Source organism: Pseudomonas brassicacearum, assembly GCF_009601685.2.
Classification (GTDB): Bacteria; Pseudomonadota; Gammaproteobacteria; order Pseudomonadales; family Pseudomonadaceae; genus Aquipseudomonas; species Aquipseudomonas kilonensis_B.
Map to the genome: position 1 here is coordinate 1,371,283 of NZ_CP045701.2, position 24,162 is coordinate 1,395,444.

The window sequence follows — 24,162 nt, forward strand, 5'->3', positions numbered from 1 at the left end:
CCTGGTTCAGTGACTGGTGGTTCGACCGATCACATGACTGTGCGTTCAGTGGCCGGGAATTATAGGGGAGCCTGGGTGGACGGTACAGGCGCGTGCGCTCTGGTAGACTGCCGGCCTTTATTGCCCTGCTGAGTGTCGTTCGTGTCGAGTTTTCCTGTCTGCCGGCGTTGCCCACGATGATTCACGCCCCTAACGCCGTAGCCCGTCTGCGCGACCAGCGCATCGATGAAGGGATCAGGCCGATTCAGGCCCGTGGCTGGCGCGCGCCCCGTTGCAGCGCCTGCCGAGTGATCGAGAGCCATTGTCTATGCGCCTGGCGTCCGAGTGTCGAGACCCGATCCGGGGTCTGCCTGATCATGACCAGCAAGGAAGTGTTCAAACCGAGCAACACCGGTTGGCTGATTGCCGATGTGGTGCGCGACAATCACGCGTTCATCTGGTCGCGCACCGACGTCGACGAGCAGCTGCTGGCGCTGCTGAACGATCCGCAATGGCAACCATACCTGGTATTTCCGGGCGAATACGTCGAGCCATCGCGCGTTACCCACACGGTTGACTTCGATCATTCCAAGCGCCCGCTGTTCATTCTGCTGGATGCGACCTGGACCGAGGCGCGGAAGATTTTTCGTAAGAGTCCGTATTTCGACCGACTGCCGATCCTGAGCCTGCTGCCCGACAGACTGTCGCGTTACCGCCTGCGCCGTTCGACCCGCAGCGAGCACCTGTGCACCGCCGAAGTGGCGGCATTGTGCCTGGAACTGGCGGGGGACAGCGATGCCGCTTCGGCCCTGGACGCCTATTTCGATGTGTTCAGCCAGCATTACCTGGGCGCCAAGGGCCAACAGGAAGTGAACGTATCTACCCCGGCCCACGCCGAGTTGCAAGCCTTTATCCGTACGACGCAAGCAGTATTGGCCCAATAGTGGCCCATACTGGACACTGTGGCGGCCGTGCTGCTTGACCACCCCGGCTTCGCTGGGCATGCTTGGCGCCGACCAGGGCGCCGCCAAACTTTGAAACGCCGTGTTTGGCGTTGCATGTGCCCCTGTAGATGCCGCTGCATGGCGGTGTCTTGAGTTGTCTTGGCGAGGCGCGAATGCATCGGGCCTGCCATTAAAAACAGGATCATTTGAAAAATGGCCACATACGAAATCCTGATTGCCGATGATCACCCGCTCTTTCGCAGCGCGTTGCATCAGGCTGTGACCCTGGGCCTTGGCCCGGCTGTCCGGTTGACGGAGGTGGCCAGTATCGCGGAACTGGAGGTCCAGTTGACGGCGAAGGCCGATTGGGACCTGGTGTTGCTGGACCTGAACATGCCCGGCGCCTATGGTTTTTCAGGGCTGGTGCTGTTGCGGGGCCAATACCCGCAGATCCCCGTGGTCATGGTCTCGGCCCAGGAAGAAGCCTCGGTGATGGTCAAGGCCCGGGAGTTCGGCGCCAGCGGATTCATACCCAAGTCCAGTTCCCTTGAGATGATTCAGAAGGCCGTGAAGGCGGTCCTGGACGGCGATGTCTGCTGGCCGCCCCAGGCGTTCGAAGCGGTGAGCGTGTCTGAGGAAGCCAAGGCCGCCAGCGAGGGGCTGGCCAGTCTCACGCCGCAGCAGTTCCGGGTGTTGACCATGGTCTGCGAAGGCTTGTTGAACAAGCAGATTGCCTACGAACTGAACGTTTCGGAAGCCACCATCAAGGCCCACGTCACGGCGATCTTTCGTAAACTGAACGTGCGCACCCGGACCCAGGCGGCCTTGCTGCTGCAACAACTTGAGTCAATTTCGCCGCAGTCATAGTGTTCCAGTTCACGCTTTTTTGACCGGGTATGAATTAGCTTCTCCACTCCTTTTCGATCAGTTGCCCACACTATGTCACCTTTTAAAGGCCAGACCGGCCTGAAACGCATCCTCAACGCCTCTGGCTATTCCTTGGACGGGCTGCGTGCGGCTTTTGTCGGCGAAGCGGCTTTCCGTCAGTTGGTGCTGCTCAACGTCGTGTTGATTCCGTTGTCATTCTTCCTGAACGTCAGTCGTGTCGAGCAGGCGCTGCTGATTGCCGTGTGCCTGTTGGCATTGATCGTGGAATTGCTCAACTCGGCGGTGGAGGCGGCCATCGACCGCATCTCCCTGGAGCTGCACCCGTTGTCAAAAAACGCCAAGGACATGGGCAGCGCTGCCCAGTTCGTTGCCCTGACGATGATCGCGTTGGTGTGGGGCGTGGTGCTGCTGTAACGGCTCAGGCAATGGTCGGCAACACGATTTCGTCGCTGCGCTGGGCCCCGGCGGTGAAAGCCCGGCACAGCTCGAGGAATTCGCGCATGGCCGAGGTCTGGTACTTCTGTTTATGCCAGATGAAATAGAACTGCCGCGCCAGGTCCATGTCCGGGGTTTCCACTGCGACGAGACTGCCGCGGCGGAAGGCATCGCGCAGGGCCAGGCGTGATATGCAGCCAATGCCCAGGCCGGACTCCACGGCGCGCTTGATCGCTTCGGTGTGTTCCAGTTCCAGGCGGATATTCAGCGCGCTACGGTGGTGACGCATGGCCTGGTCGAAGGTCAAGCGTGTGCCGGAACCCTGTTCCCGTAGAATCCACGCTTCATGGGTCAGTTCCTCCATGGTCGCCAGGCCGCGCTTGGCCAGCGGGTGTTGAGGTGCGCAGAACACCACCAGTTCGTCCTCGACCCAGCTCTGTACCTCGATGTCCGGATGGCTGCAGTCGCCTTCGATTAGACCCAGATCAATTTCATAGTGAGCAACCTGGTGCACGATATTGGCAGTGTTCTGCACATGCAGCTTCACCTGGCTTTCTGGATGGCGTTGCATGAATCCGCCGATCAGCAAGGTCGCCAGGTAATTGCCGATGGTCAGCGTGGCACCGACCGCCAGTGAGCCAAAACCGGACTTGCCGTTGAGCAGGTCTTCGATTTCCTTGGCCTGGTCCAGCAGCGCCACTGCCTGGGGCAGCAGTTGTTTGCCCAGGGCGTTGAGGCTCAGGCGCTTGCCGGCACGGTCGAACAATTGGCAGCTCGATTGCCGCTCCAGTTCGGTGATGGAGGTGCTGGCCGCCGACTGCGACAAATTGAGTTGGCCCGCAGCGCGAGACACGCTTTCCTGCTGGGCGACGGCGACGAAGACTTGAAGTTGACGGAGAGTAAATCGCATATCTATATAACCGATAACCCTTATCTTAATAATCCATTTAACAGATATTGTCGCCGCCATTAGAATGCGATGCAATTGCGCAGATTATCGGCGCAGGCATTATTCCCAGGAGTCCCCGTACATGAGCAACATGAACCACGAGCGTGTCCTCAGTGTTCATCACTGGAACGACACTCTGTTCAGCTTCAAGTGCACCCGCGATCCGGGCCTGCGCTTCGAGAACGGTCAGTTCGTGATGATCGGCCTGCAACAGCCCAATGGCCGCCCGCTTATGCGCGCTTACTCGATTGCCAGCCCGAACTGGGAAGAGCATCTCGAATTCTTCAGCATCAAGGTGCCTGATGGTCCACTGACCTCCCAGTTGCAGCACCTGAAGGAAGGCGACGAGATCATCATCAGCAAGAAACCCACCGGCACCCTCGTGCTGGACGATCTCAAGCCTGGCAAGCATTTGTACCTGCTCAGCACCGGTACTGGTCTGGCGCCGTTCATGAGCGTCATCCAGGATCCGGAAACCTATGAGCGTTTCGAAAAAGTGATCCTGTGCCACGGCGTGCGTTACGTCAATGAAGTCGCTTACCGCGAGTTCATCACCGAACATTTGCCGCAGAACGAGTTCTTCGGCGAAGCGCTGCGTGAAAAGCTGATCTACTACCCGACCGTGACGCGCGAGCCGTTCGAGAACGAAGGCCGCCTGACCGACCTGATGCGCAGCGGCAAGCTGTTCCGCGACATCGGCCTGCCACCGATCAACCCGCAGGACGACCGTGCCATGTTGTGCGGCAGCCCGAGCATGCTCGACGAGACCAGCGAAGTGCTCAACAGCTTTGGCCTGACCGTTTCGCCGCGCATGCGCGAGCCGGGTGATTACCTGATCGAGCGGGCGTTTGTAGAGAAGTAACCCTCGGTTTATACGGTGGCAGCGACTCGATCTAACAGTTGCCCACAAAAAAGCCCGCGTCGCCTGATGAAGGCAGCGCGGGCTTTTTCGTTCTGGTGGTTACGGTTTCGCTGGAATCACTTCCAGTACCCGAATCAACCCCGCCTGCGGATAATGCCAGCGAACGTCCAGGTCCCAGAACTGCGCGCCATATTCCCGTTCGGCGGTAGGAACCTGGTACGCCGGGCGTGGGTCTTGGGCCAGGCACTGTTCAATGAGCGCCACCAAGGGCTCTCCCAGGCGCGTGGCATGTTCGCGGGCTTGAAGCAGGGCAGTGTCCGCCCATTGCACCGGAATCAATTCAGGCGCTGCGCTGGCGATGCTGTTGGAGGCCGAGTCGATGATGTCGGCGTAGGGCATGTAGGGCTTGATGTCGAGCACTGGCGTGCCGTCCAGCAAGTCGATACCCGAGATCCACAGGCGCCCGGCTTCGACCCGATCCAGCTTCACCACCGACTGGCCGATGCCGTTGGGGCGGTGGGTGGCGCGGGTGGCGAATACACCCATGGACTTGTTACCGCCCAGGCGCGGCGGACGGACCTTCAACCGTGGCTTGTCTTCCAGGGACTGATGAAACAGGAACAACAGCCAGACATGGCTGACCTGCTCCAGCCCCTGCACCGCCTCGCCCTGATCGAACGGCGCCACCAGCTCCAGCACACCACGCGCGGCCGGGGCCAGTTGCGGCTGGCGGGGGATGGCGAACTTCTCCTTGAAGCAGGAGCGGACGAAGCCGATGGGGGAGACGCTGTAAGTCATGGGTTGGGAACGATCAGGGCGACCATGGGGGTGTCAGCCGCGCACGCGCAGGGTCAGGCCCTTGAGGAAGTTGCGCAGCAGCTGGTCGCCACACGGACGGTAGTTGGTGTGGCCGAACTTGCGGAACAGCGCGCTCAGTTCCGGCTTGGACACCGGGAACTCGGCGGCCTTGAGGATCGCGTGCATGTCGTCTTCCTTCAGCTCGAAGGCCACTCGCAGTTTCTTGAGGATGATGTTGTTGGTCACCGGCACTTCGATCGGCTGTGGTGGACGGCTTTCGTCCTTGCCACGCTTGAAGATCACCAGGCCATCGAGAAAATGCGCCATGACCTCGTCAGGGCAGAACACGAAGCCTTCTTCCTCGTCTTTCTTGAGGTAGCCCGCCAGGTCCGCCAGGGAGACGTCCAGGCCGCCCAGCTTGATGATCTCGATGACTTTCTTGTCGCTGATGTCGAGCATGTAGCGCACGCTGCGCAGTACGTCGTTGTGAATCATGTGTGCAGTCCTGATCAATCGGCAGTGGGCGCCCCGGTTCGGTGCGGCGCCGGAAAGTTAGAATTTCTCTTTGGCAGACAGGTAGCGCCACTGGCCCAGCGGCACCTTGCCGATGGACACGCCGCCGATGCGAATGCGGCGAATGGCGACGACCTTGAGCCCAACCGCCTGGCAAAACAGAGCGATCACGCCGGGCTGCGGGTTCTTCATGGCAAAGCGCAGGCGGTTCTCGTTCTGCCAGCTGGCCTTGACCGCCGGCAGCTCTTTGCCCTTGTAGGTCAAGCCATGGTTCAGGCGATTGAGGCCATGGGCGACCATCTCGCCTTCGACTTCCACCACGTATTCCTGCTCGATCTTGGCGGCGTCGGCGGTGAGCTTGCGCAAGATCTTCCAGTCCTGGGTGAACACCAGCAGCCCGCTGGCGTTGGCCTGCAGGTCGGCGCTGGCGGTCAGGCGCAGGAAATGACCCTTGAGCGGCCGCTTGCCGAAGCGATGTTCTTCACTCAGGGTTTGCGGTCCAAGGGAAGCCATGGCGGTGTCTACATCCATGCCAGCAGGCGCATTCAGCAGGAGCGTTACGGGCTCCGGCGCGGTGGCCTTGGCCTCGGGGTCGAGTTCGACCTTCTGGGTGGTGACCTTGAACTGCGGCTCATCGATCACTTCGCCATCCACGGTGACCCAGCCGCCCTCGATGAACAACTCAGCCTCCCGACGGGAACAGCCGACGAGTTCGATGAGGCGTTTGGAGAGACGAATCGGGTCAGTCATGACGGGGGCCGTAACAAAAAGAGGGTGGGCATTGTACCTGCCTGGCGCCGGTTAATCGCGGGTCCATTTGCCTCATGCCGTTTTTAGCCGCGCCCAGCCTTCAGGTCGGGTTGCTTGTAGCGCATGTGCAGCAGTGGGTAGGGCTGGTTCATGCCATCTTTTGCCGAGCGCCCGACCACCTCGAAACCTTGCTTGAGATAAAAGCCCAGGGCTTGCGGGTTCTGCTCGTTGACGTCCAGTTGATCGGCATTCAGGTGTTCCATGGCGTAGCGCAGCAGCTGCTTGCCCAAGCCTTGGCCTCGGTGTTGCGGGGCAATGAAGAGCATCTCGATCTTGCCCGCCGCGACGCCGGCGAAACCGGTGATCCGCTGGCGCGCGTCCCGGGTGCAAATGAGCATCACCGCATCCAGGTAACGGGTGAGCACCAGGTTCTTCAGCAGCTCGATGTAGCTGTCCGGCAGGAAGTCGTGGGTGGCGCGTACCGAAGCCTCCCACACCTGGGTCAGTTCCTGGTAATCGCTCGGTTTGGGTGTGTGGATGACCGAATGCTGACGCATGCCCGCCTGTTCCTTGCGCTGGATATCTCCATACGATAGCTGCAAAAAAGCCCCGTATCTTGTGGCAAGAGCGGGGCTTTTCAATTTTTTACCGAGTTTCGCAAGAGCCTGTGGGAGCACAGCTTGCTCGCGATGGCGGAGCATCAGTCAACATTTGCAGTGGCTGACACTGGGCTATCGCGAGCAAGCTTTGCTCCCGCAGGCCAACCGATCTGCTCAGTTCACAAATCAACCGATCTGCTCAGCCCACAAATCATACTCATCGGCGTCGGTCACCTTGCACCAGACCTTGTCGCCCGGCTTGAGGTTGCTGCCATTGTCGATGAAGACGTTGCCGTCGATTTCCGGGGCGTCGAAGAAGCAGCGGCCCACGGCGCCTTGTTCGTCCACTTCATCTACCAGCACTTCGATTTCACGGCCGATGCGCATTTGCAGGCGCGCCGAGCTGATGGCCTGCTGGTGCGCCATGAAGCGCTCCCAACGGTCCTGCTTGACGTCGTCCGGCACCACGTCCAGGTCCAGGTCGTTGGCCGGTGCGCCTTCGACAGGGGAATACTGGAAGCAGCCGACGCGGTCGAGCTGGGCTTCGGTCAGCCAGTCCAAGAGGTACTGGAAGTCTTCTTCGGTTTCACCGGGGAAGCCGACGATGAAGGTCGAACGGATGATCAGGTCCGGGCAGATTTCGCGCCAGTTCTTGATGCGGGCCAGGGTCTTGTCTTCGAACGCCGGGCGCTTCATGGCCTTGAGGACTTTCGGGCTGGCGTGCTGGAACGGGATGTCCAGGTACGGCAGGATCTTGCCGGCCGCCATCAGTGGGATCAGTTCGTCGACGTGCGGATACGGGTAGACGTAGTGCAGGCGGACCCAGACGCCGAGAGTGCTGAGGGCTTCGCACAGTTCGGTCATGCGGGTTTTCACCGGGGCGCCATTCCAGAAACCGGTGCGGTATTTCACGTCGACACCGTAGGCGCTGGTGTCCTGGGAGATCACCAGCAGTTCCTTGACGCCGGCCTTGACCAGGCGCTGGGCCTCGTCGAGCACATCGCCCACCGGACGGCTCACCAGCTTGCCGCGCATCGACGGGATGATGCAGAAGCTGCAGCTGTGGTTGCAGCCTTCGGAAATCTTCAGGTAGGCGTAGTGGCGCGGGGTCAGCTTGATCCCTTGTGGCGGCACCAGGTCGATCAGCGGGTTGTGGTCCTGGCGCGGTGGTACCACTTCGTGCACGGCGTTGACCACTTGCTCGTATTGCTGTGGACCGGTCACGGACAAGACGCTTGGGTGCACGTTGCGGATGTTGCCTTCTTCCACGCCCATGCAGCCGGTGACGATGACCTTGCCGTTTTCCTTGATGGCTTCGCCGATCACTTCCAGGGATTCAGCCTTGGCCGAGTCGATGAAGCCGCAGGTGTTGACCACGACCACGTCGGCGTCCTGATACGTAGACACAACATCATAGCCTTCCATGCGCAGCTGGGTCAGGATGCGCTCGGAGTCGACCAGAGCCTTCGGGCAACCCAGGGATACGAAGCCAACCTTCGGATTGGCTGGCGCGGTAGTGGTGGACATGTCTAACCTCGGTGTAAGGGGGATCGTCTCTTGCCGAGACAGGGCGCCTGGCGCGCCTCTGATCAAAAAGTGCGCAATTCTATCTGTGGCCGGGCTGCTTGACCAGCTTTATACCGGGAAATGCGACGAGTGCTGCGCTATGCTTCGCGCCTTTGCTACCCGGTGAATCTTTACCGTTAAGCGATTGGTTGTAGCGGCAGTTACAGGAGTGCCGGCTGGGATAAGCCTTGTGCTTCTTATTAGAACGGTGGATCAGGCAGTAGGGGTATTGAATGGCGCATGCAAACAGCCAAACGGCAACAACTGGGCATTCAACTGCCAAACCGGTGAGCATGCTAGTGGCGGCGGCAGGGGTGGTTTATGGCGATATCGGTACCAGTCCGCTTTACACCATCAAGGAGGTCTTCTCCGGTCAATATGGCGTGCAGGTTAGCCATGACGGCGTACTGGGTATCCTGGCATTGATTTTCTGGTCGCTGGTCTGGGTCGTTTCGATCAAATACGTGCTGTTCATTCTGCGAGCGGATAACCAGGGTGAGGGGGGCATTATGTCGTTGACGGCATTGGCCCGTCGCGCATCGGCGCCTTATCCCAAGTTACGCACGGTGTTGGTGACGCTCGGGCTGATCGGTGCCTCCCTGTTTTACGGCGATAGCATGATCACCCCGGCGATTTCCGTGTTATCTGCCGTGGAAGGTCTGGAGGTGGCCTTCAACGGCTTGGAGCACTGGGTAGTGCCTATGGCGCTGGTGATCCTGATTGCACTGTTTTTGATCCAGAAACACGGCACCGATCGGATCGGTAAATTGTTCGGCCCGGTCATGGTGCTGTGGTTTGTGGTCCTCGGTGGGCTGGGTATTCATGGCATCGTTCAGCAACCGCAAGTGCTTGAGGCGTTGAACCCGGCATGGGGGGTGCGATTTTTCATGGTTCATCCAGGCGTTGGCCTGGCAATCCTTGGTGCTGTGGTGCTGGCGCTGACCGGTGCCGAGGCCTTGTACGCCGACATGGGGCATTTCGGCCGTAAACCAATTGCCCGTGCCTGGTTTCTCCTGGTATTGCCGGGATTGGTGCTCAATTACTTCGGTCAGGGGGCCTTGCTGCTGGAGAACCCGGAAGCTGCACGCAACCCGTTCTATTTGTTGGCTCCGGGATGGGCCCTGGTGCCATTGGTGGTGCTCTCGACGCTGGCCACTGTCATTGCCTCGCAAGCGGTGATTTCCGGTGCATTCTCGCTGACTCGCCAGGCTATCCAGCTCGGTTATATCCCGCGCATGCATATCCAGCATACCTCCAGTGCCGAGCAAGGGCAGATATACATTGGTGCTGTGAACTGGGCACTGATGGTGGGCGTGATTCTGCTGGTGCTGGGCTTCGAGTCGTCGGGAGCGCTGGCATCGGCCTACGGCGTAGCCGTGACGGGGACCATGTTGATCACCAGTATTCTGGTTTCGGCGGTGGCTCTGCTGCTGTGGAAGTGGCCGCCGCTGTTCACCGTACCATTGCTGCTCGGTTTCCTCGTGGTAGACGGCCTGTACTTTGCGGCTAACGTTCCAAAGATCGTTCAGGGGGGGGCATTTCCGGTGCTGGCGGGGATCGTGCTGTTTATCCTCATGACGACGTGGAAGCGCGGCAAGGAGTTGCTCGTCGGGCGCATTGATGAAAGCGGATTACCGCTGCCGATTTTCATCAGCAGCATCCGCGTACAACCGCCCCACCGGGTGCGGGGAACTGCGGTGTTCCTCTCGGCACGCCCGGACGCCGTGCCCCATGCGCTATTGCACAACCTGCTGCACAACCAGGTGTTGCATGAACAAGTGGTGCTGCTGACGGTGGTCTACGAAGACATCCCCCGTGTACCGCCGCAGCGGCGCTTCGAGGTCGATGCCTACGGCGAAGGGTTCTTTCGGGTGATCCTGCACTTCGGCTTCACCGACGAGCCGGACGTCCCGCAGGCGCTCAAGCTCTGTCATCTCGATGACCTGGACTTCAGTCCGATGCGCACCACCTACTTCCTCAGCCGCGAGACCGTCATTGCTTCCAAGCTCGAGGGCATGGCTCGCTGGCGCGAGGCGTTGTTCGCCTTCATGTTGAAGAACGCCAATGGCAATCTGCGCTTCTTCAATCTGCCGTTGAACCGGGTGATTGAACTGGGGACGCAGGTCGAGATGTAAGCCCACAAAAAAGCCCCTGCAGCCGTAACGCAGCAGGGGCTGGGTGTCATGCGTGTTTCAGATCACTGCTCGACTGTCTTGTTCTGCCGCTTGTTGATCTCATCGATCAAGCGCTTGGCCAGGGCCGGGTAATTTTCGTCGAAGTGGTGGCCGCCAGGCAGCTTGATGACTTCGCCCACGACGGTTTTGTCGGTGCAGCCGCTTTCATCGGCTTCTTCAGCGCCGTAGATGCACACCACCTTGTCGGCTGGCAGCTTGGCCATTTCCGGGCCGGTGGCGGCTTCGGTGCCGGCGTTGCCGAGCCAACCTTCGACTTCGATCTCGAAGCTGCCGGTGCGGGCAAAAGCCAGCAGTATGATCGCATCGACCCGCTGCTGTTCGGTGGCCGGCAGGCGATTGTAGATGGCTGGCAACACGTCGGCGCCGAAGGAGTAGCCGGTCAGGATGAAGCGCTTGGTGCCCCAGATCTGGCGGTAGTGCTGCATCAGTTCACTCAGATCCGCCGCGCTTTGCTCCGGGCTCTTGTGCTGCCAGTAGTAGCGCAGGGTGTCGATGCCGACCACGGGGTAGCCAATCTTGGCCATTTCATCGGCCACGTCGCGGTCCAGGTCACGCCAGCCGCCGTCCCCGGAGAGAAACAGGGTCACGGTATCCCGCGCCTGGCTGGCTGGGACTTCCACCACCGGGATGCTCAGTCCGCCCTTGGCCTTGTCGGTGCCCACCAGGATCTTGCGCAGCTCGTTGTTCAGTACCTGCGGCAGGTTGATGTCGTAGTCGCTGATGCTGGTTTCGGCATTCGGCTGATCGCGTACGAAACCGGCACTGGTGTCGTCGGGGTTATCGTTCCAGGCCACCAGCCAGTGGCCATGGGCTGCGCTTTTGGGCAGCAAGTGCGTGCAGCCGGGTTTTTCCAGGGCCAGGTCCACCGAAACGGCCTTGGCCTTGTCATCCTTCTGCTCAGCCAGCCAGCGCCAGGCCAGCACGGCGCCCGGACCGATGCCGCTGACCAGTGTGGCAGGCCCCTGGAGCTGGCGCAGGCCAGCCTGCAGGGCGCGACCTTGCAACATGCAGTCCTTGGGCAGGATCACTTGGACGATCTGCGCCGAGCCGCTGCCGCTGAGGGTCGTCAGCTGTGTGTCGCTGAGCTTCTGCTCTTCATTGACCGCCACCAGCACCTGGGCGCGCGGCTTGGTGCCGGGGATGACCCGGGTCATCGCTACGCCATCGGCGGGCGCGAGCTGTTCCAGGGTGGGTTGTGGGGCCGGGCGGTTCCAGTACCAATAACCGCCACCGAGAATCACCGCCAGCACCAGCAGGGCGGCCACTACGTATCGCCAGGAGCGTTGCATCATCAGCGTTTCACCAATCCAGTCAGGCCGCCTGCTATCAGGGCGGCGGTATCAGCCAGTGCCACCAGCGGATCGAGTCCGGCGGGCACGGCCATGTAACGAGGTTCCCAGTCAGGCTGGAATTTATCTTTGAAGCGGCGCAGCCCCTGGAAATTGTAGAGCTGCTCGCCACGGCGAAACACCATCGAGCCCAGGCGTTGGGTCAAGGGTGCGCCGCGACGCGGTTGCAGGCCCGACAGCGGGACCATGCCGAGGCTGAAGCGGGCGTAGTCATGGTTTTTATAATGCTGGATGAGGCCGACCATCATGAATTCCATGGTCAGTTTCGGGGCCTCGGGGTGGGCGCGCATCAGGTCGAGGCTGGCCAGTTCGTGGCTGTGGGTTTCCAGCAGGTTGGCGAACGCCACCGGCCGGCCCTCGAAACGAATCACCGCGATGCGGAAATGCTTGAGGTAGTCATCGCTGAAACGGCCCAGGGAGAAACCTTTCTCACGCACGCTCTTGCCGGTCAGCCAGGCGTCGGAAATGACCTTGAGCTCATCCATCGGTGCCTGGCCCGGTTCGTGGATCTCCAGCGACAGGCCGTCACGGGTGCCGCGGTTCCAGGTGTAGCGCAAGTCCTTCATCTCTTTGCCCTTGGCTTCGAGATCGAAACGCTTGAGGTCGACCCGTGCTTCCTCGCCCAGCTTGATGGCTGTCAGGCCGATGTCCATGTAGTACGGCAGGTTCTCGGCACGTACCTGATAGAACACGGGGCGGGCATGGTGGGTGTCACACAGGTCGCGGAACTGCCAGATCATTTCAGCCCGCTGCAGGGGCGGCCCGATCGGGTCGTACAACGCCACCAGGCTGCGGCCGCGGCGGGCGTACATCAGGAACGCCTCGTCGTTGGGGTGAAACAGCAATGCCTTGTCACCGGTCAAGGCCAGGCCACCGTCGGGTTGCGACGAGGTCATGAGGATCGTCTTGGCTCGCTCCAGTTCTTCGGCCGTCGGCAGATGGATCACCGGCCGTGCGGTGCGCAGCAACCAGGTCAGGGACACCACCATCAGCAGCACCGCGGCCCCCAGCAGGGAGCGCAGGCCGCGAGGAGCGTCGGCATCGAGGGTGAACTGCCACCACAGTTGATGGCTGTAGGGCACGTCCTGGTAGGCAAACAGCAGCAGCCAGGTCGACGCACCGAGCACGCAGAGGCTGGCGATCAGGAACAACGGGGAAAAGGGCAGTTCCGTCAGGCGGCTTGGACGATAAAAGGAGCGTCGGAATATCGCCAGCAGGGCGGCCGTCAGGGTCAGCAGCGTGGCTTCTTCCCAGTCGAAACCCTTGAGCAGCGAGAGCAGGGCGCCCACCAGGAGCAGAACCGTGGTCAGCATCCAGGCGGCTGACAGGCGACGGCGCAAGCCTTGGGCGAGCAACAGGCACAGCACGCCCACCAGGCTGGCGCCCAAGTGCGAAGCGTCGACCAGCCGATGAGGGATCAGGAAGCCGATGTGCTCCAGGCGGGTGTCGATTTCCGGTGTCACTCCGGAAAACAACAGCACCACACCCGAGAGGAACACCAGCACCGCCAGGATCGGCGCGGCGAAACCCGATGCCGCCCGCAGGGTCTGGCGCGTCTGGAACAGTCGTTGTGCCTCATTGATCAGCAGCAGTACGCAGGCCATCAGCATCGGCAGCAGGACGTAGATCAAGCGATACAGCAACAGTGCGGCGGCCAGCGGTGCGGCGCCGAGCTTGTCGGCAAACGCGGCCAGCAGGATCGCCTCGAATACCCCGACGCCGCCCGGTACATGGCTGAGCACCCCAGCGGCCAGCGCCAGCAGGTACACCAGCAGGAAAGCACCGAATGGCGGTGCCTCAGGCAGCAATAGATACAACACGGTCGCGGCGGCGGCGACATCCAGCGCGGTGATCACCAGTTGCAGGAGTGTCAGGCGTCGGCCTGGCAGGCGCAGCGTGCGGCGCCCGACTTTTACCAGGAGGCTGTCCCGATGAGGCTGTTCCGGCAGGCGTCGGCGGTAAATACCGATGGCCAACACGCTGGCGAGCAGCAGCACCACCACGGAAATTGCCCCTAGCAAAGTCGCAGGCAGGTGCAGCGCGGCGGATGCGGCGGGCAGGTCGCTGAGCGTCGCCAGGGCCGCCAACGGCGGCAATGCGCAGCCCAGGGACAGGCTGGCGAACAACGTCATGCGGGCGACATCCGGTGCCCCCAGGCCATGACGTGCATACAGGCGGTAGCGAACCGAGCCGCCCGACAGCAGTGACAGGCCAATGGCATTGCCGATGGCGAACGCGGTGAACCCGCCCAGGACCATGGTTTGTGGCGGCAGCGTCACTCCGGCATAACGGCTGGCGGACCATTCGTAGCCCAAAAGAATGATGAAGCCGGCTACCGTGGCAGCGATCGCGCCAAGCAGGGCTGGCTGGGGCACCTCCAGAATCGAGTCGTGCAGGGCGTACAGATCGAGTTCGCTCAGCAGGTGGCGGCAGGCAATCAATGCAATCGCAAACAGCAGCAGCGTGACAGCAAGGCCAATAGGCTGGCGGTACTGGCTGATCCGATCCAGCCAACGCAGTCGCTGGGCCTTGATCGGTTGTGTCGCAGTAACGGAGTCTTGCGGGTCAGACGAGTGGGCGCGCATCAATCACCTCTTGAGCTATGCGCGACAGGATGGGGGTATGCAGCCAAGTTACCAATCCCCGCGGTAAAAAATAATTACAAAATATTTGTAATGAGACCTTTTTTCACCAGACACAAAAAAGGCCACTCTTTCGAGTAGCCTTTCTTGATATTTGGTTGCGGGAGCCGGATTTGAACCGACGACCTTCGGGTTATGAGCCCGACGAGCTACCAGACTGCTCCATCCCGCGTCTGTGTGGCGGCATTCTACAGGCGAATGCCTGAGTGTCAACCGTTAAAAGGCAATGGGCTCAAATAAACGGTCGATCCGCCCCTTGCCTTCCTAAACGCTCGGAATTTAAAGGAAATTGTCCTACAAGTGGTTGCCTGTAGGGTGTCGCAGGCGGTGACGCTCTGATCAGACGGTCAAAAAACGGCACGCACAAAAAAGGCCACTCTTTCGAGTAGCCTTTTTTGATGTTTGGTTGCGGGAGCCGGATTTGAACCGACGACCTTCGGGTTATGAGCCCGACGAGCTACCAGACTGCTCCATCCCGCGTCTGTGTGGCGGCATTCTACAGAGGATCGCGCTGTTGTCAACCCTGGCTTCATAAAAACCTGTTCCGCTTCAAGTGCTTAGCCTTGGGGAAAGGCATTGTGACAGCGCTGTGACGCAGGCCTGGCAAGGGCTGAAGCTCTATTGGAGGGGGTGTTGCGATTGAAGAAGTAAATTTGTGTAGGCTCTTTCGGGCCTCAACGAAGGATCTTTCAAACTACTGGTGCTATATACAGGTGCCGGTGCGATACTGGTGGCCCGATTCGTCGCACACTCTGCTTCTTTATTTATGACGCAACGTAAGATCATCCACGTCGACTGTGACTGTTTCTATGCCGCCATCGAGATGCGCGATGACCCGCGGCTAGCCGGCAAGCCCTTGGCGGTGGGAGGCTCGGCGGATCGGCGGGGCGTGATTGCCACCTGTAACTACGAAGCGCGTGCCTACGGGGTGCGCTCGGCCATGTCCTCCGGCCACGCCTTGAAGCTTTGCCCGGACCTCACCATCGTCAAACCACGGATGGATGCCTACCGGGAAGCGTCGAAGGAAATTCATACGATTTTCAGCGATTACACGGACCTGATCGAGCCGCTGTCGCTGGACGAGGCCTACCTGGATGTCTCCGCCAGCGCCCATTTCGGTGGCAGCGCCACCCGCATCGCCCAGGACATTCGCCGACGGGTTTCCAACCAGTTGCACATCACCGTGTCCGCCGGCGTCGCGCCGAACAAGTTCCTGGCCAAGATCGCCAGTGACTGGAAAAAGCCCAACGGGCTGTTCGTCATCACCCCCGACCAGGTCGATGATTTTGTCTCGGCCCTGCCGGTCAGCAAGCTCCACGGTGTTGGAAAGGTCACCGCCGATAAGCTGAGCCGGCTCGGCATCGTCGATTGCCTGCAGTTGCGTCAATGGGACAAGTTGGCACTGGTGCGCGAATTCGGCAGTTTTGGTGAGCGGCTCTGGAGCCTGGCCCGTGGGATTGATGAGCGGCTGGTGCACAACGACAGCCGACGGCAGTCCATCAGTGTGGAGAACACCTACGATGTCGACCTGCCCGACCTGGTGAGCTGCCTCGACAAACTGCCGGAACTGATGGAAACCCTCAACGGGCGCATGGCACGGATCGACAGCAGTTATCGACCGGGCAAGCCGTTCGTCAAAGTGAAGTTCCATGATTTCACCCAGACCACGCTGGAGCAGGCCGGGGCAGGGCGGGACTTGGGCAGCTACCAGTTGCTGTTGACCCAGGCGTTCAATCGGGGCGGCAAGCCGGTGCGGTTATTAGGGATAGGGGTGCGGCTGGAGGATTTGCGCGGTGGGTTCGAGCAGTTGGAGTTGTTTGAGCGGTGAGTGCGCGACGCGGTCCATGTGGCGAGGGGATTTATCCCCGTTGGGCTGCGAAGCAGCCCCAAAAGCCGATAATTCAATTTGCCTGACACCGCGCGTTGTCAGGTTCTAGGGCTGCTACGCAGCCCAGCGGGGATAAATCCCCTCGCCACAGAGGGTGCGATAAGACTCGCAAGTCTTATTTCAATTCGCGCCAGGATCCGCCACCAAGCGTCCGCCATCCTTGGTCAGCGCTTTCATGAACTCGCTCTGCAACTCCGGATCATTGCGCGTCAGTTCGATCAGGCTCTGTTCCAGTTCGCTGGCCTCTTCTTCTAGTCCCAGCTCCGACAGGCGCTTGACTCGATGCACCCACTGGCTCACCTCGTCGTCTTCCAAGTCGTCGTAAATCAACGCGTGGGCTTCCAGCAGCTTGCTGCGCAAGGTGCTGCTGATGCTCAGGGATGAGTCGGTGTGCACTTCGTCCAGGGCATCCGTCACGCTGATCTGCAATTTGCCGAATTGGCTCAGGTCCTGCTCGGCGAACGGGCTTTCCAGCAGGTTCAAGCGCAGCACGCCGTTACGGTCGGTGCTCAGCTCGAAGGTCTGCCGGGCGGCCTTGACTTCCACCGGGCGTTCGCTCCAGGGCAGGCTCGAGTGTTCCGTGCGCTTGTCGCGCTGGACTTCGTCAATGCCCGCCAGGTTCTGCTGGGCACGGCCATGGGAAGGGACGTTCATGAACGGGTTGAGCCCGGCGAAACCGTAGCTGATCCAGTCACGGGTCACGGTGTCCGGCAGGTTGCCGAGGGCGAACACATTGACCACGTTCGCGCCGACACCGGCCACCACGGCCACCGCGCCCAAGGGGATCTCGTAAATCTCCCGCCAGGGTTGGTATGGCGTGTAGCGATCGTAATGGCGAGTGACCTCGAATTCAGTGACTTCGAAGGTCTTCTGCTCATTGATCCGCACCCGACGCTGCGGCAGGTCGAGCACCTTGGGTTCGCCTACGTCGATCTGCAGGCTGTGGTCGAGCAATTTTCGCTCGACCCGCTCTTCGTGCTCGCTGCGCTGCGACATTTGGTTGGCACAGCCGCTGACCAGCAGGGCGCCGCACAGGGCGGCGCCACCGAGGCCTAAGGTGTTTCGCTTGAACATGACGTCTCTATCTGGTGTCAGCGGCGGATACGGGCCTGGAGGAACGACAGCACGTCGGCGACCGGCAGCGCTTGCGGCTCGGCCTCGGTGCGGCTCTTGTATTCCAGGTTGCCTTCGGCCAGGCCACGGTCACTGACGACGATCCGATGCGGGATGCCGATCAGTTCCATGTCCGCGAACTTGATGCCGGGGCTGGTTTTCTTGTCGCGGTCGTCCAGCAGCACTTCGAAGCCGGCGGCCGTCAATTCGGCGTAGAGCTTGTCGGTGGCTTCGCGCACCAGGTCGGTTTCATAGCGCAGCGGCACCAGGGCGATCTGGAAAGGCGCCAGTGTGTCGCTCCAGATGATCCCCTTCTCGTCGTTATTCTGCTCGATGGCGGCAGCCACCACGCGGGAAACGCCGATGCCGTAGCAACCCATTTCCAGGGTAACCGGCTTGCCGTTCTCACCCAGCACTTCGCACTTCATCGCCTTGCTGTACTTGTTGCCCAGCTGGAAAATGTGCCCGACTTCGATGCCCCGCTTGATTTCCAGGGTGCCCTTGCCGTCCGGGCTCGGATCGCCGGCCACGACGTTGCGCAGGTCCGCGACGGTTGGAACCGGCAGGTCGCGTTCCCAGTTCACGCCGAAATAGTGCTTGTCGTCGAGGTTGGCGCCGATGGCGAAATCGCTCATCAACTCCACCGAGCGGTCGATAATGATCGGCAGTGGCAGGTTCAACGGGCCGAGGGAGCCGGCACCGGCGCCGATGGCGTCGCGCAGTTCGGCTTCGGTAGCCATGACCAGCGGGCTGGCGACGCCTGGCTGGTTGGCGGCCTTGATTTCATTGAGTTCGTGGTCGCCACGGACGATCAGGGCGATCAGCTTGCCGGCTTCTTCTGCATGCACGATCAGGGTCTTGATGGTGCGCTCGATCGGCAGGTTGTAGCCCTCCACCAACTGGGCAATGGTCTTGGCGTTTGGCGTGTCCACCAGGCGCAACTCTTCAGTCGGCGCGGCGCGGGAGGTTTCCCGTGGCACGGCTTCGGCTTTCTCGATGTTGGCGGCGTAGTCGGAGCCATTGCTGAAGACGATGTCGTCTTCGCCGGACTCGGCCAGGACGTGGAATTCGTGGGAGCCGGCGCCGCCGATAGAGCCGTTGTCGGCTTCAACCGGACGGAATTTCAGGCCCAGGCGGGTGAACACGTTGCAATACGCCTGGTGCATGCGGTCGTAGGTGACTTGCAGCGAGGCCAGGTCGGTGTGGAACGAGTAGGCGTCCTTCATGATGAATTCGCGACCGCGCATCAGGCCGAAGCGTGGACGGATTTCGTCACGGAATTTGGTCTGGATCTGATACAGGTTGATCGGCAGCTGCTTGTAGCTGCTCAACTCGTTGCGCATGAGGTCGGTGATCACTTCTTCGTGAGTCGGGCCTGCACAGAAGTCGCGACCGTGACGGTCTTTGATGCGCAGCAGCTCAGGGCCGTATTCTTCCCAGCGCCCCGATTCCTGCCACAGCTCGGCCGGTTGGGTGCTCGGCATCAACACTTCCAGGGAGCCGGCAGCGTCCATCTCTTCGCGAACGATGGCTTCCACCTTGCGCATGACCCGCAGGCCCATCGGCAGCCAGGTGTACAGGCCCGAGGCGAGTTTGCGGATCATGCCGGCACGCAGCATCAACTGATGGCTGATCACGACGGCGTCGGAAGGCGTTTCTTTCTGTGTGGCGAGCAAATATTGACTGGTGCGCATGGTTGGCCGTTGTCGGTTGCTGATGACGAGAAGTGACGGAGCATTGTACGGGCGAGATGCCCTGGCGTACAGGCGCGTGGCCGGTCGCCCGGTGCGAACGCCGGTTTCCCCGGCGTTTTCTGAAGTTTCCTACGATTCTTCCGCGGGCCGGGTGGCCGTCGGTTCCTCGGTGGGCATCGAGCCCTGGCGACGGTTCTCCTGGAACCAGTGCAAGGCGATCAGCAGCAGGGTTGGAACGCCCAGCAGCGCGGTGATCAGGAAAAAGTCGTGATAGCCGAATTTCTCCACCATCACGCCCGAATAGCCACCGATCAGGCGCGGCAGCAACAGCATGATCGAGCTGAGCAGGGCGTATTGGGTGGCGGAGAACTTCAGGTTGGTCAGGCTCGATAGATAGGCGACGAAGGCCGAAGTGGCCAGGCCGGAGCTGAAGTTGTCCAGGGAAATGGTGACAATCAACATCTGCAGATTGGCGCCCATGTCGGCGAGCATCAGGAAGAGGATATTGGTGCCGGCCGAGGCGACACCGCCGATGAACAGGATGGGCAGGATGCCGAAACGTACGATCAGCAGGCCGCCCATGCCGGCCCCGACGAGGGTCATGATCAACCCGAAAATCTTGCTGACGCTGGCGATCTGGTCCTTGGTGAAGCCCTGGTCGATGTAGAACACGTTGGCCATGACCCCCATGACCGTGTCGGACATCCGATAGGTCGCGATCAGCCCGAGCAGCAGGAGGGCCTGCCAGCGGTAACGCAGGATGAAATCGTTGACCGGCGTCAGCACCGGCGCCAACCCGCGGCGACCCACGGCCGAGAGGCACAGGGCGGTCAGGATGATATAGAGGATGGCCCGCAGGAACGCGCGGTCTTCGAGCAGCAGGTCGAGCAGGCTGACGCCCTCGAACAACACGCTGGCGAAGTCGGTGTTGTAGAGCTGGGTGAACATCGCCGGGACAGACACCAGCAGCACGATCAGTACGAACACCGACGCCAGTTGATGGGCGAACGAGTAGCGCCCGGCCTGCAATTGGGTGCGCAGCGGCACCGGTGGTTCGCGCATGAACAGTGAGGTGAGTAGCGCCGGGACCATCAATACGCCGAACAGCAGGTAAGTGCCGGCCCAGGCCGAGTGTTTGTAGCTGAAGCCGGTGGAGCCAAACCCTTCGGCGAAGAACAGGGCGCCAGCGGTAGCCAGCAGTGCGGCGATGCGGTAGCCGGACATGTAGCTGGCGGCGAGGGCGGCCTGGCGGGTGTCGTCGGCGATTTCCAGGCGATAGGCGTCGACGGCGATGTCCTGCGTCGCAGAGGCGAAGGCTACGATGACGGCGATGGCGATCAACCATGACAGGTGTTTCTGTGGGTCGCAGAAACCCATGCCGATCAGGCCGAGGATCACCAGGCCCTGGGAGAGCACCAGCCATGAACGTCGACGCCCGAGCTTACCCAGCAGTGGCAGGCGCCATTGGTCGAGCAGCGGCGACCAGACCCATTTGAAGGCATACGCCAGGCCGATCAGGCTCGCGTAGCCGATGGTTTCGCGGGCCACACCGGCTTCGCGCAACCAGACCGAAAGCGTGGAGAACACCAGCATGTACGGCAAGCCGGCGGCGAAGCCAAGCAGCAACAGCACGAGCGTCGAGGGACTGGCATAGGCGGCGAGGGCGGCGCGCCAGGTTTTACGGGGCATGGGCTGGAGTCTGCCTCAAAAATTGCGAAAACAAAGCGCGCACTCTAACCGCTGTGCTCTACCGGGCGCCAGCCATGGCGCTGAATATCAACACGATTGTTCAGGACACTGATCCCTTCCATGCGCAGGCGTGCGCGCTGTTCATCCCCTGAGGCGCTGCCCGCGGGCAGGCTGATCCGACCGCCGGCACCCAATACCCGATGCCAGGGCAGTTTCGTGTCGTTCGGCAACTGGCTGAGGGTCCGCCCGACCCAGCGTGCGGCACGGCCCAGGCCGGCCATTTCAGCGAGTTGGCCATAGGTGACCACCTTGCCCGCTGGCACCTGTGCCAGGGTCAGGTAAAGGGTGGTACGGCGGATTTGGGCGGCATTCTCGGTATTCAGGGATGCATCAGTCACGTTCAGGCGTCCGAAATAAAGAGGGTGTATGGCCGTTTGTAGGTTAAGTCCTGTAAAGCTGGTTGAGAAATGAACTCATTACAAATACGTTGGTCAGTCCTTGCTGAGGTGTCGTCCCGGGGGATAATGCCGCCTTTTCACCGCGAACTTGAGCTCTTTATACGCTTATGTTGTCTAGAACCCTGCTTTGCCTGGCTGTTGCCAGTGCCTCCATGCCCTTGCTTGCCGACACAGTCTGGTTGAAGAATGGGGACAAACTCAGTGGCAAGATTACCGTTTTCGATGGCGGCAAGTTACTGATCCAGACCGACTACGCCGGTGCGATTCCCATCGACTGGAAGCAGGTCAAGACCCTGGAGAGTGACCAGCAGCTCTTGGTCAAGCAGGACGCCTATACCGGTGAGAAAGCCAAGGCGCTGCAGGCGGCCGAGGATGGCAAGGTCACCTTGGCCAACGGTGATGCGCCCAAGACCGTTGAGCTGGCCAGTATCCAGCAGATCCTCAAGCCCAAGCCGGTGGTCGAGGACTTGGTGTGGAAGGGCAACATCGATGCCGCGCTGGATTACCAGCGTGCGGAAAAAGACACCGACGATTACGACGTCGACTTCAAGACCTCGGCACGTCATGGCAGATGGCGGCACACTGCCGAAGGCGAATACAACCGTGAATTCCAGGATGACGTGGTTTCCACCGATAACTGGCGCCTGGAATATTCCCTCGACCGGTTCTTGACGGACAAATGGTTCTGGCAAGGCCGCCTGAATTACAAGCGTGACAAAGTCGAAGATCTGGCGCGCCAGCGTGTGGTCGGTACCGGTCCGGGTTATCAGTTCTGGGATGATGAGCTGGGCGCGTTCTCGCTGGGTTCGCTGTTGAACCGCACCGATTATGAATACCGCGACGGCGGCAAGGACAACTTCTACTCCGTCGCCATGAAGTGGGACTACAACCGCTACCTGATTGGCAAGCGCGTCGAGTTCTTCACCAACGGCGAAGTGGGCAAGCCGCTGTCCGGCGTGGCGGAGTACGCCTATGACGCCGAAATGGGGCTGCGCTACAAGGTCACCGACTGGGCCTCGCTCAACCTCAAGGCCGAGAAGGATGTCATCGAGGGCACCGAAGACAGCGACTTGAGCAAGACGCGCTACACGGCTGGGTTTGGCGTGACCTGGTAATCCCGGCTAACCAAAAAACCAATGTGGGGGCAACTGTCTTGGATGGTTTATTTAGCCATCCTTTCCAGGGACAGCAAGACTCCCACAGTTTTTTGTGCGCGGGTAAAACTGGGACTCGTTATCAAAAATGCCCTGTCGGCTGATTCGGTTACAGAGCTTTTTGGTAAGCAATGATGATGGGCGGTTCAGTTAGTCGGGCTGGGTCTTTGTCCGCGTTGACATTCCTGCTCGCGTACACCATCGGTGTATTTGCAGTCTTCCACTAGCTTTCCATCGTCAGTCCAGTATTGGCTGGTGCCGTGGCGTTTGTTATCCCGATAGTGAATGGATGAGCGCAGCTGACCGTTTTTCGCCCAGTTTTTGACGTGACTCTGAAGCTGCCCATCTTTGTAAATTTTGTGCTCCTTGAGTTGGCCATTTTCATGCCATTGCTTGAAATCTCCCTGCTCGCGCTTATATTCGTCCCACTGCCATTCGATTGTTTGGGTACCCTGCTCGTTCCAGAGAGCGTAGCTGCGCTGAGTCCCGCGCTGATGGGACTCCTTTCTTTTGGTCTTGCCATTGGGAAAGTATTCGACCACCCAGCCATCAGGCTTACCGTTGAGCAAGTTCCGAGACAGCTGGAGCGCGCCATTTTCAAAATAGATGGGGCTGAAGCCTTGAGCTTTGCCACGAACGAAGAATGTGCGGCTTCTTAGCTTACCGTTCGGGTAGTAAGCCAGGGCAGGCCCGTCCCACACGCCAGCCTTATAGCTGGTTCGGCCAATCACCCTTTGGTTTTCGCCATATTCAAGATACTCACCGTCCTCCAGCGTGCCTTGATGCCACTTGAAGGATTCAGCGATGTTGCCGTTGTCGTGATAGGTGGTTTGCCAACCGTCCAGCTCATTGTTCAGGTGATTTTGTCGCTGGATGATCACGCCATCTTGGGAGTAGGTCAGCGACTCTCCCTGGCGTAGGCCATCCCCATCATTTTGGTAGAGATGGTGTAGCTGCCCGTTTGGATAATAGGCTTTGGCTTCGAATACGGGGCGGCTTGAAGCGAAATCTTCCGCATTTACGAAGTAGTCGTAGCGCAGAGCTCGGGAGTTGACGTAAAAAACTTTCGCCCGCCATGCCTGGCGTTTGCTGTCGTAAGGCATAGGCATTTCCAGGTAATAAGCCGCGAGACTTTTTCCCGTTGGTTTATAGTCCTTGTCCAGAAAAAGTTTTCCGTCGACCAGCGTAGCGGTCAACTCGCCGCATTCTTCGGGGGTACAGGGGCGGACTTTTTCAAGAAAAGCGCGTTTGCGTTCGCAGTTTGAAAGCGTCAAGAGAAGAGGGATTTTCTGGTCTATCAGATCCTGAACTTCGCCAAGTGCTCGCCGAAACGATTCATCTGGCACCCCTATGGATTCAGGGGTGAGGTAAACCTCGTTGCTCCCGCAGGAGTGAGGTGTAGAGAGGGTCAGGCGTGCTGCGGCTCTTAACTGTATTGCGGAGTGGCCGTTAACCTCTGGACCTTTCGCCAGGTACGTGGCGCGAGGATTCATCGCTGTTATGACCGAAGGGTGATCAGGTCGTGATTCTGCATTGAGGGGAGGGGCAAAAACGAGTAGTGCTGCGTGGAGCGCCTTCCAGGAAATGAACTGCATCCTGCTTCTTCCATGTGATTTTCAGGGTGCGAATCATATAGAGCGGAAGCGGGGCTGAGGGCTGGTAAAACACACGGACACAAAAAAGCCCCGCTTTTGAGG

The 24,162-nt window shown here is 60.2% G+C and carries 20 protein-coding genes and 2 tRNA genes; 7 read left to right on the forward strand and 15 right to left on the reverse strand.

From position 1 onward, the window contains the following. Positions 1–176 precede the first annotated feature (176 nt). From GFU70_RS05915 to GFU70_RS05925, 3 genes are all read left to right on the forward strand, one after another. The gene (locus tag GFU70_RS05915) at positions 177–923 is read left to right on the forward strand and encodes a tRNA-uridine aminocarboxypropyltransferase (RefSeq protein WP_058546694.1); all 747 of its coding nucleotides are present in this window, start codon (positions 177–179) and stop codon (positions 921–923) included. A 213-nt stretch (positions 924–1,136) separates the two neighbouring features. Then, positions 1,137–1,790, forward strand: coding sequence for a response regulator transcription factor ErdR (gene erdR, locus GFU70_RS05920; protein ID WP_058546695.1), 654 nt, complete (start codon positions 1,137–1,139; stop codon positions 1,788–1,790). Between the two features lie 72 nt (positions 1,791–1,862). Next, positions 1,863–2,225, forward strand: coding sequence for a diacylglycerol kinase (locus GFU70_RS05925; protein WP_003184792.1), 363 nt, complete (start codon positions 1,863–1,865; stop codon positions 2,223–2,225). A 4-nt stretch (positions 2,226–2,229) separates the two neighbouring features. Here the strand turns inward: GFU70_RS05925 and GFU70_RS05930 are convergent, their stop codons facing one another. After that, a complete protein-coding gene (locus tag GFU70_RS05930; protein ID WP_058546697.1) occupies positions 2,230–3,156 on the reverse strand; it encodes a LysR family transcriptional regulator in 927 nt (308 codons plus the stop codon). Between the two features lie 121 nt (positions 3,157–3,277). Between GFU70_RS05930 and fpr the strand changes: the two genes are divergently transcribed. Next, a complete protein-coding gene (gene fpr / locus GFU70_RS05935) occupies positions 3,278–4,057 on the forward strand; it encodes a ferredoxin-NADP reductase (protein ID WP_003198368.1) in 780 nt (259 codons plus the stop codon). Positions 4,058–4,156: 99 nt separating this feature from the next. Here fpr and tsaA read toward each other — a convergent pair whose 3' ends face one another. From tsaA to rimO, 5 genes are all read right to left on the reverse strand, one after another. Next, positions 4,157–4,855 (reverse strand): tRNA (N6-threonylcarbamoyladenosine(37)-N6)-methyltransferase TrmO, encoded by a 699-nt coding sequence (gene tsaA, locus GFU70_RS05940; protein ID WP_153387733.1) that lies wholly within the window; start codon positions 4,853–4,855, stop codon positions 4,157–4,159. Between the two features lie 33 nt (positions 4,856–4,888). Continuing rightward, on the reverse strand, positions 4,889–5,350 hold the full coding sequence (locus tag GFU70_RS05945; protein WP_053182473.1) for a DUF1456 family protein: 462 nt from the start codon (positions 5,348–5,350) through the stop codon (positions 4,889–4,891). A 57-nt stretch (positions 5,351–5,407) separates the two neighbouring features. Further along, on the reverse strand, positions 5,408–6,118 hold the full coding sequence (locus GFU70_RS05950) for an rRNA pseudouridine synthase (protein WP_024617635.1): 711 nt from the start codon (positions 6,116–6,118) through the stop codon (positions 5,408–5,410). A gap of 83 nt (positions 6,119–6,201) precedes the next feature. Next, positions 6,202–6,675, reverse strand: a complete 474-nt coding sequence (locus tag GFU70_RS05955; RefSeq protein ID WP_058546700.1) for a GNAT family N-acetyltransferase — start codon at positions 6,673–6,675, stop codon at positions 6,202–6,204. A 228-nt stretch (positions 6,676–6,903) separates the two neighbouring features. Next, a complete protein-coding gene (gene rimO, locus GFU70_RS05960; RefSeq protein ID WP_014336847.1) occupies positions 6,904–8,244 on the reverse strand; it encodes a 30S ribosomal protein S12 methylthiotransferase RimO in 1,341 nt (446 codons plus the stop codon). Positions 8,245–8,576: 332 nt separating this feature from the next. Here rimO and GFU70_RS05965 point away from each other — a divergent pair, with 332 nt between their 5' ends. Next, the gene (locus tag GFU70_RS05965; RefSeq protein ID WP_413468851.1) at positions 8,577–10,418 is read left to right on the forward strand and encodes a potassium transporter Kup; all 1,842 of its coding nucleotides are present in this window, start codon (positions 8,577–8,579) and stop codon (positions 10,416–10,418) included. Between the two features lie 62 nt (positions 10,419–10,480). On the opposite strand, the gene GFU70_RS05970 is transcribed toward GFU70_RS05965, so the two are convergent. The 4 genes from GFU70_RS05970 to GFU70_RS05985 all read right to left on the reverse strand — a co-directional run bounded on the left by GFU70_RS05970 (position 10,481) and on the right by GFU70_RS05985 (position 14,949). After that, positions 10,481–11,770 (reverse strand): virulence factor family protein, encoded by a 1,290-nt coding sequence (locus tag GFU70_RS05970; RefSeq protein WP_058546702.1) that lies wholly within the window; start codon positions 11,768–11,770, stop codon positions 10,481–10,483. Beyond that, positions 11,770–14,412 carry a bifunctional lysylphosphatidylglycerol flippase/synthetase MprF gene (mprF, locus tag GFU70_RS05975; protein WP_116643048.1) on the reverse strand — a complete coding sequence of 881 codons (2,643 nt, stop codon included), beginning with the start codon at positions 14,410–14,412 and terminating at the stop codon, positions 11,770–11,772. Before mprF ends, GFU70_RS05970 begins: the two co-directional genes overlap by 1 nt. Positions 14,413–14,564: 152 nt before the next feature. Next, a tRNA-Met gene (locus GFU70_RS05980) sits at positions 14,565–14,641 on the reverse strand. Positions 14,642–14,872: 231 nt separating this feature from the next. Continuing rightward, positions 14,873–14,949, reverse strand: a tRNA-Met gene (locus GFU70_RS05985). A 286-nt stretch (positions 14,950–15,235) separates the two neighbouring features. On the opposite strand from GFU70_RS05985, the gene dinB reads away from it, so the two are divergent. After that, positions 15,236–16,297, forward strand: coding sequence for a DNA polymerase IV (gene dinB, locus GFU70_RS05990; RefSeq protein ID WP_058546704.1), 1,062 nt, complete (start codon positions 15,236–15,238; stop codon positions 16,295–16,297). Between the two features lie 180 nt (positions 16,298–16,477). On the opposite strand, the gene GFU70_RS05995 is transcribed toward dinB, so the two are convergent. From GFU70_RS05995 to GFU70_RS06010, 4 genes are all read right to left on the reverse strand, one after another. Next, the gene (locus tag GFU70_RS05995; protein WP_058546705.1) at positions 16,478–17,431 is read right to left on the reverse strand and encodes a hypothetical protein; all 954 of its coding nucleotides are present in this window, start codon (positions 17,429–17,431) and stop codon (positions 16,478–16,480) included. Positions 17,432–17,448: 17 nt separating this feature from the next. Beyond that, positions 17,449–19,164 (reverse strand): proline--tRNA ligase, encoded by a 1,716-nt coding sequence (locus GFU70_RS06000; RefSeq protein ID WP_058546706.1) that lies wholly within the window; start codon positions 19,162–19,164, stop codon positions 17,449–17,451. A gap of 129 nt (positions 19,165–19,293) precedes the next feature. After that, entirely contained in the window at positions 19,294–20,853 is a 1,560-nt protein-coding gene (locus GFU70_RS06005) for an AmpG family muropeptide MFS transporter (protein WP_058546707.1), read from the reverse strand. Between the two features lie 44 nt (positions 20,854–20,897). Continuing rightward, positions 20,898–21,251, reverse strand: coding sequence for an MGMT family protein (locus GFU70_RS06010; RefSeq protein WP_058546708.1), 354 nt, complete (start codon positions 21,249–21,251; stop codon positions 20,898–20,900). A 167-nt stretch (positions 21,252–21,418) separates the two neighbouring features. Here GFU70_RS06010 and GFU70_RS06015 point away from each other — a divergent pair, with 167 nt between their 5' ends. After that, complete coding sequence (locus GFU70_RS06015; RefSeq protein ID WP_058546709.1) at positions 21,419–22,426, forward strand: DUF481 domain-containing protein; 1,008 nt, start codon at positions 21,419–21,421, stop codon at positions 22,424–22,426. Positions 22,427–22,611: 185 nt separating this feature from the next. On the opposite strand, the gene GFU70_RS06020 is transcribed toward GFU70_RS06015, so the two are convergent. After that, entirely contained in the window at positions 22,612–24,060 is a 1,449-nt protein-coding gene (locus GFU70_RS06020) for a toxin-antitoxin system YwqK family antitoxin (protein WP_153387734.1), read from the reverse strand. Between the last annotated feature and the right edge of the window lie 102 nt (positions 24,061–24,162).

Bases quoted from the DNA above. Each gene is read 5' to 3' on its own strand.
- GFU70_RS05950 (WP_024617635.1), bottom strand. From the start codon at position 6,118: ATGACTGACCCGATTCGTCTCTCCAAACGCCTCATCGAACTCGTCGGC.
- GFU70_RS06015 (WP_058546709.1), top strand. From the start codon at position 21,419: ATGTTGTCTAGAACCCTGCTTTGCCTGGCTGTTGCCAGTGCCTCCATG.
- GFU70_RS06005 (WP_058546707.1), bottom strand. From the start codon at position 20,853: ATGCCCCGTAAAACCTGGCGCGCCGCCCTCGCCGCCTATGCCAGTCCC.
- GFU70_RS05970 (WP_058546702.1), bottom strand. From the start codon at position 11,770: ATGATGCAACGCTCCTGGCGATACGTAGTGGCCGCCCTGCTGGTGCTG.
- erdR (WP_058546695.1), top strand. From the start codon at position 1,137: ATGGCCACATACGAAATCCTGATTGCCGATGATCACCCGCTCTTTCGC.
- rimO (WP_014336847.1), bottom strand. From the start codon at position 8,244: ATGTCCACCACTACCGCGCCAGCCAATCCGAAGGTTGGCTTCGTATCC.
- GFU70_RS05945 (WP_053182473.1), bottom strand. From the start codon at position 5,350: ATGATTCACAACGACGTACTGCGCAGCGTGCGCTACATGCTCGACATC.
- tsaA (WP_153387733.1), bottom strand. From the start codon at position 4,855: ATGACTTACAGCGTCTCCCCCATCGGCTTCGTCCGCTCCTGCTTCAAG.
- GFU70_RS05995 (WP_058546705.1), bottom strand. From the start codon at position 17,431: ATGTTCAAGCGAAACACCTTAGGCCTCGGTGGCGCCGCCCTGTGCGGC.
- dinB (WP_058546704.1), top strand. From the start codon at position 15,236: ATGACGCAACGTAAGATCATCCACGTCGACTGTGACTGTTTCTATGCC.
- GFU70_RS06000 (WP_058546706.1), bottom strand. From the start codon at position 19,164: ATGCGCACCAGTCAATATTTGCTCGCCACACAGAAAGAAACGCCTTCC.
- fpr (WP_003198368.1), top strand. From the start codon at position 3,278: ATGAGCAACATGAACCACGAGCGTGTCCTCAGTGTTCATCACTGGAAC.
- GFU70_RS06020 (WP_153387734.1), bottom strand. From the start codon at position 24,060: ATGCAGTTCATTTCCTGGAAGGCGCTCCACGCAGCACTACTCGTTTTT.
- mprF (WP_116643048.1), bottom strand. From the start codon at position 14,412: ATGCGCGCCCACTCGTCTGACCCGCAAGACTCCGTTACTGCGACACAA.
- GFU70_RS05915 (WP_058546694.1), top strand. From the start codon at position 177: ATGATTCACGCCCCTAACGCCGTAGCCCGTCTGCGCGACCAGCGCATC.
- GFU70_RS05925 (WP_003184792.1), top strand. From the start codon at position 1,863: ATGTCACCTTTTAAAGGCCAGACCGGCCTGAAACGCATCCTCAACGCC.
- GFU70_RS05965 (WP_413468851.1), top strand. From the start codon at position 8,577: ATGCTAGTGGCGGCGGCAGGGGTGGTTTATGGCGATATCGGTACCAGT.
- GFU70_RS05930 (WP_058546697.1), bottom strand. From the start codon at position 3,156: ATGCGATTTACTCTCCGTCAACTTCAAGTCTTCGTCGCCGTCGCCCAG.
- GFU70_RS05955 (WP_058546700.1), bottom strand. From the start codon at position 6,675: ATGCGTCAGCATTCGGTCATCCACACACCCAAACCGAGCGATTACCAG.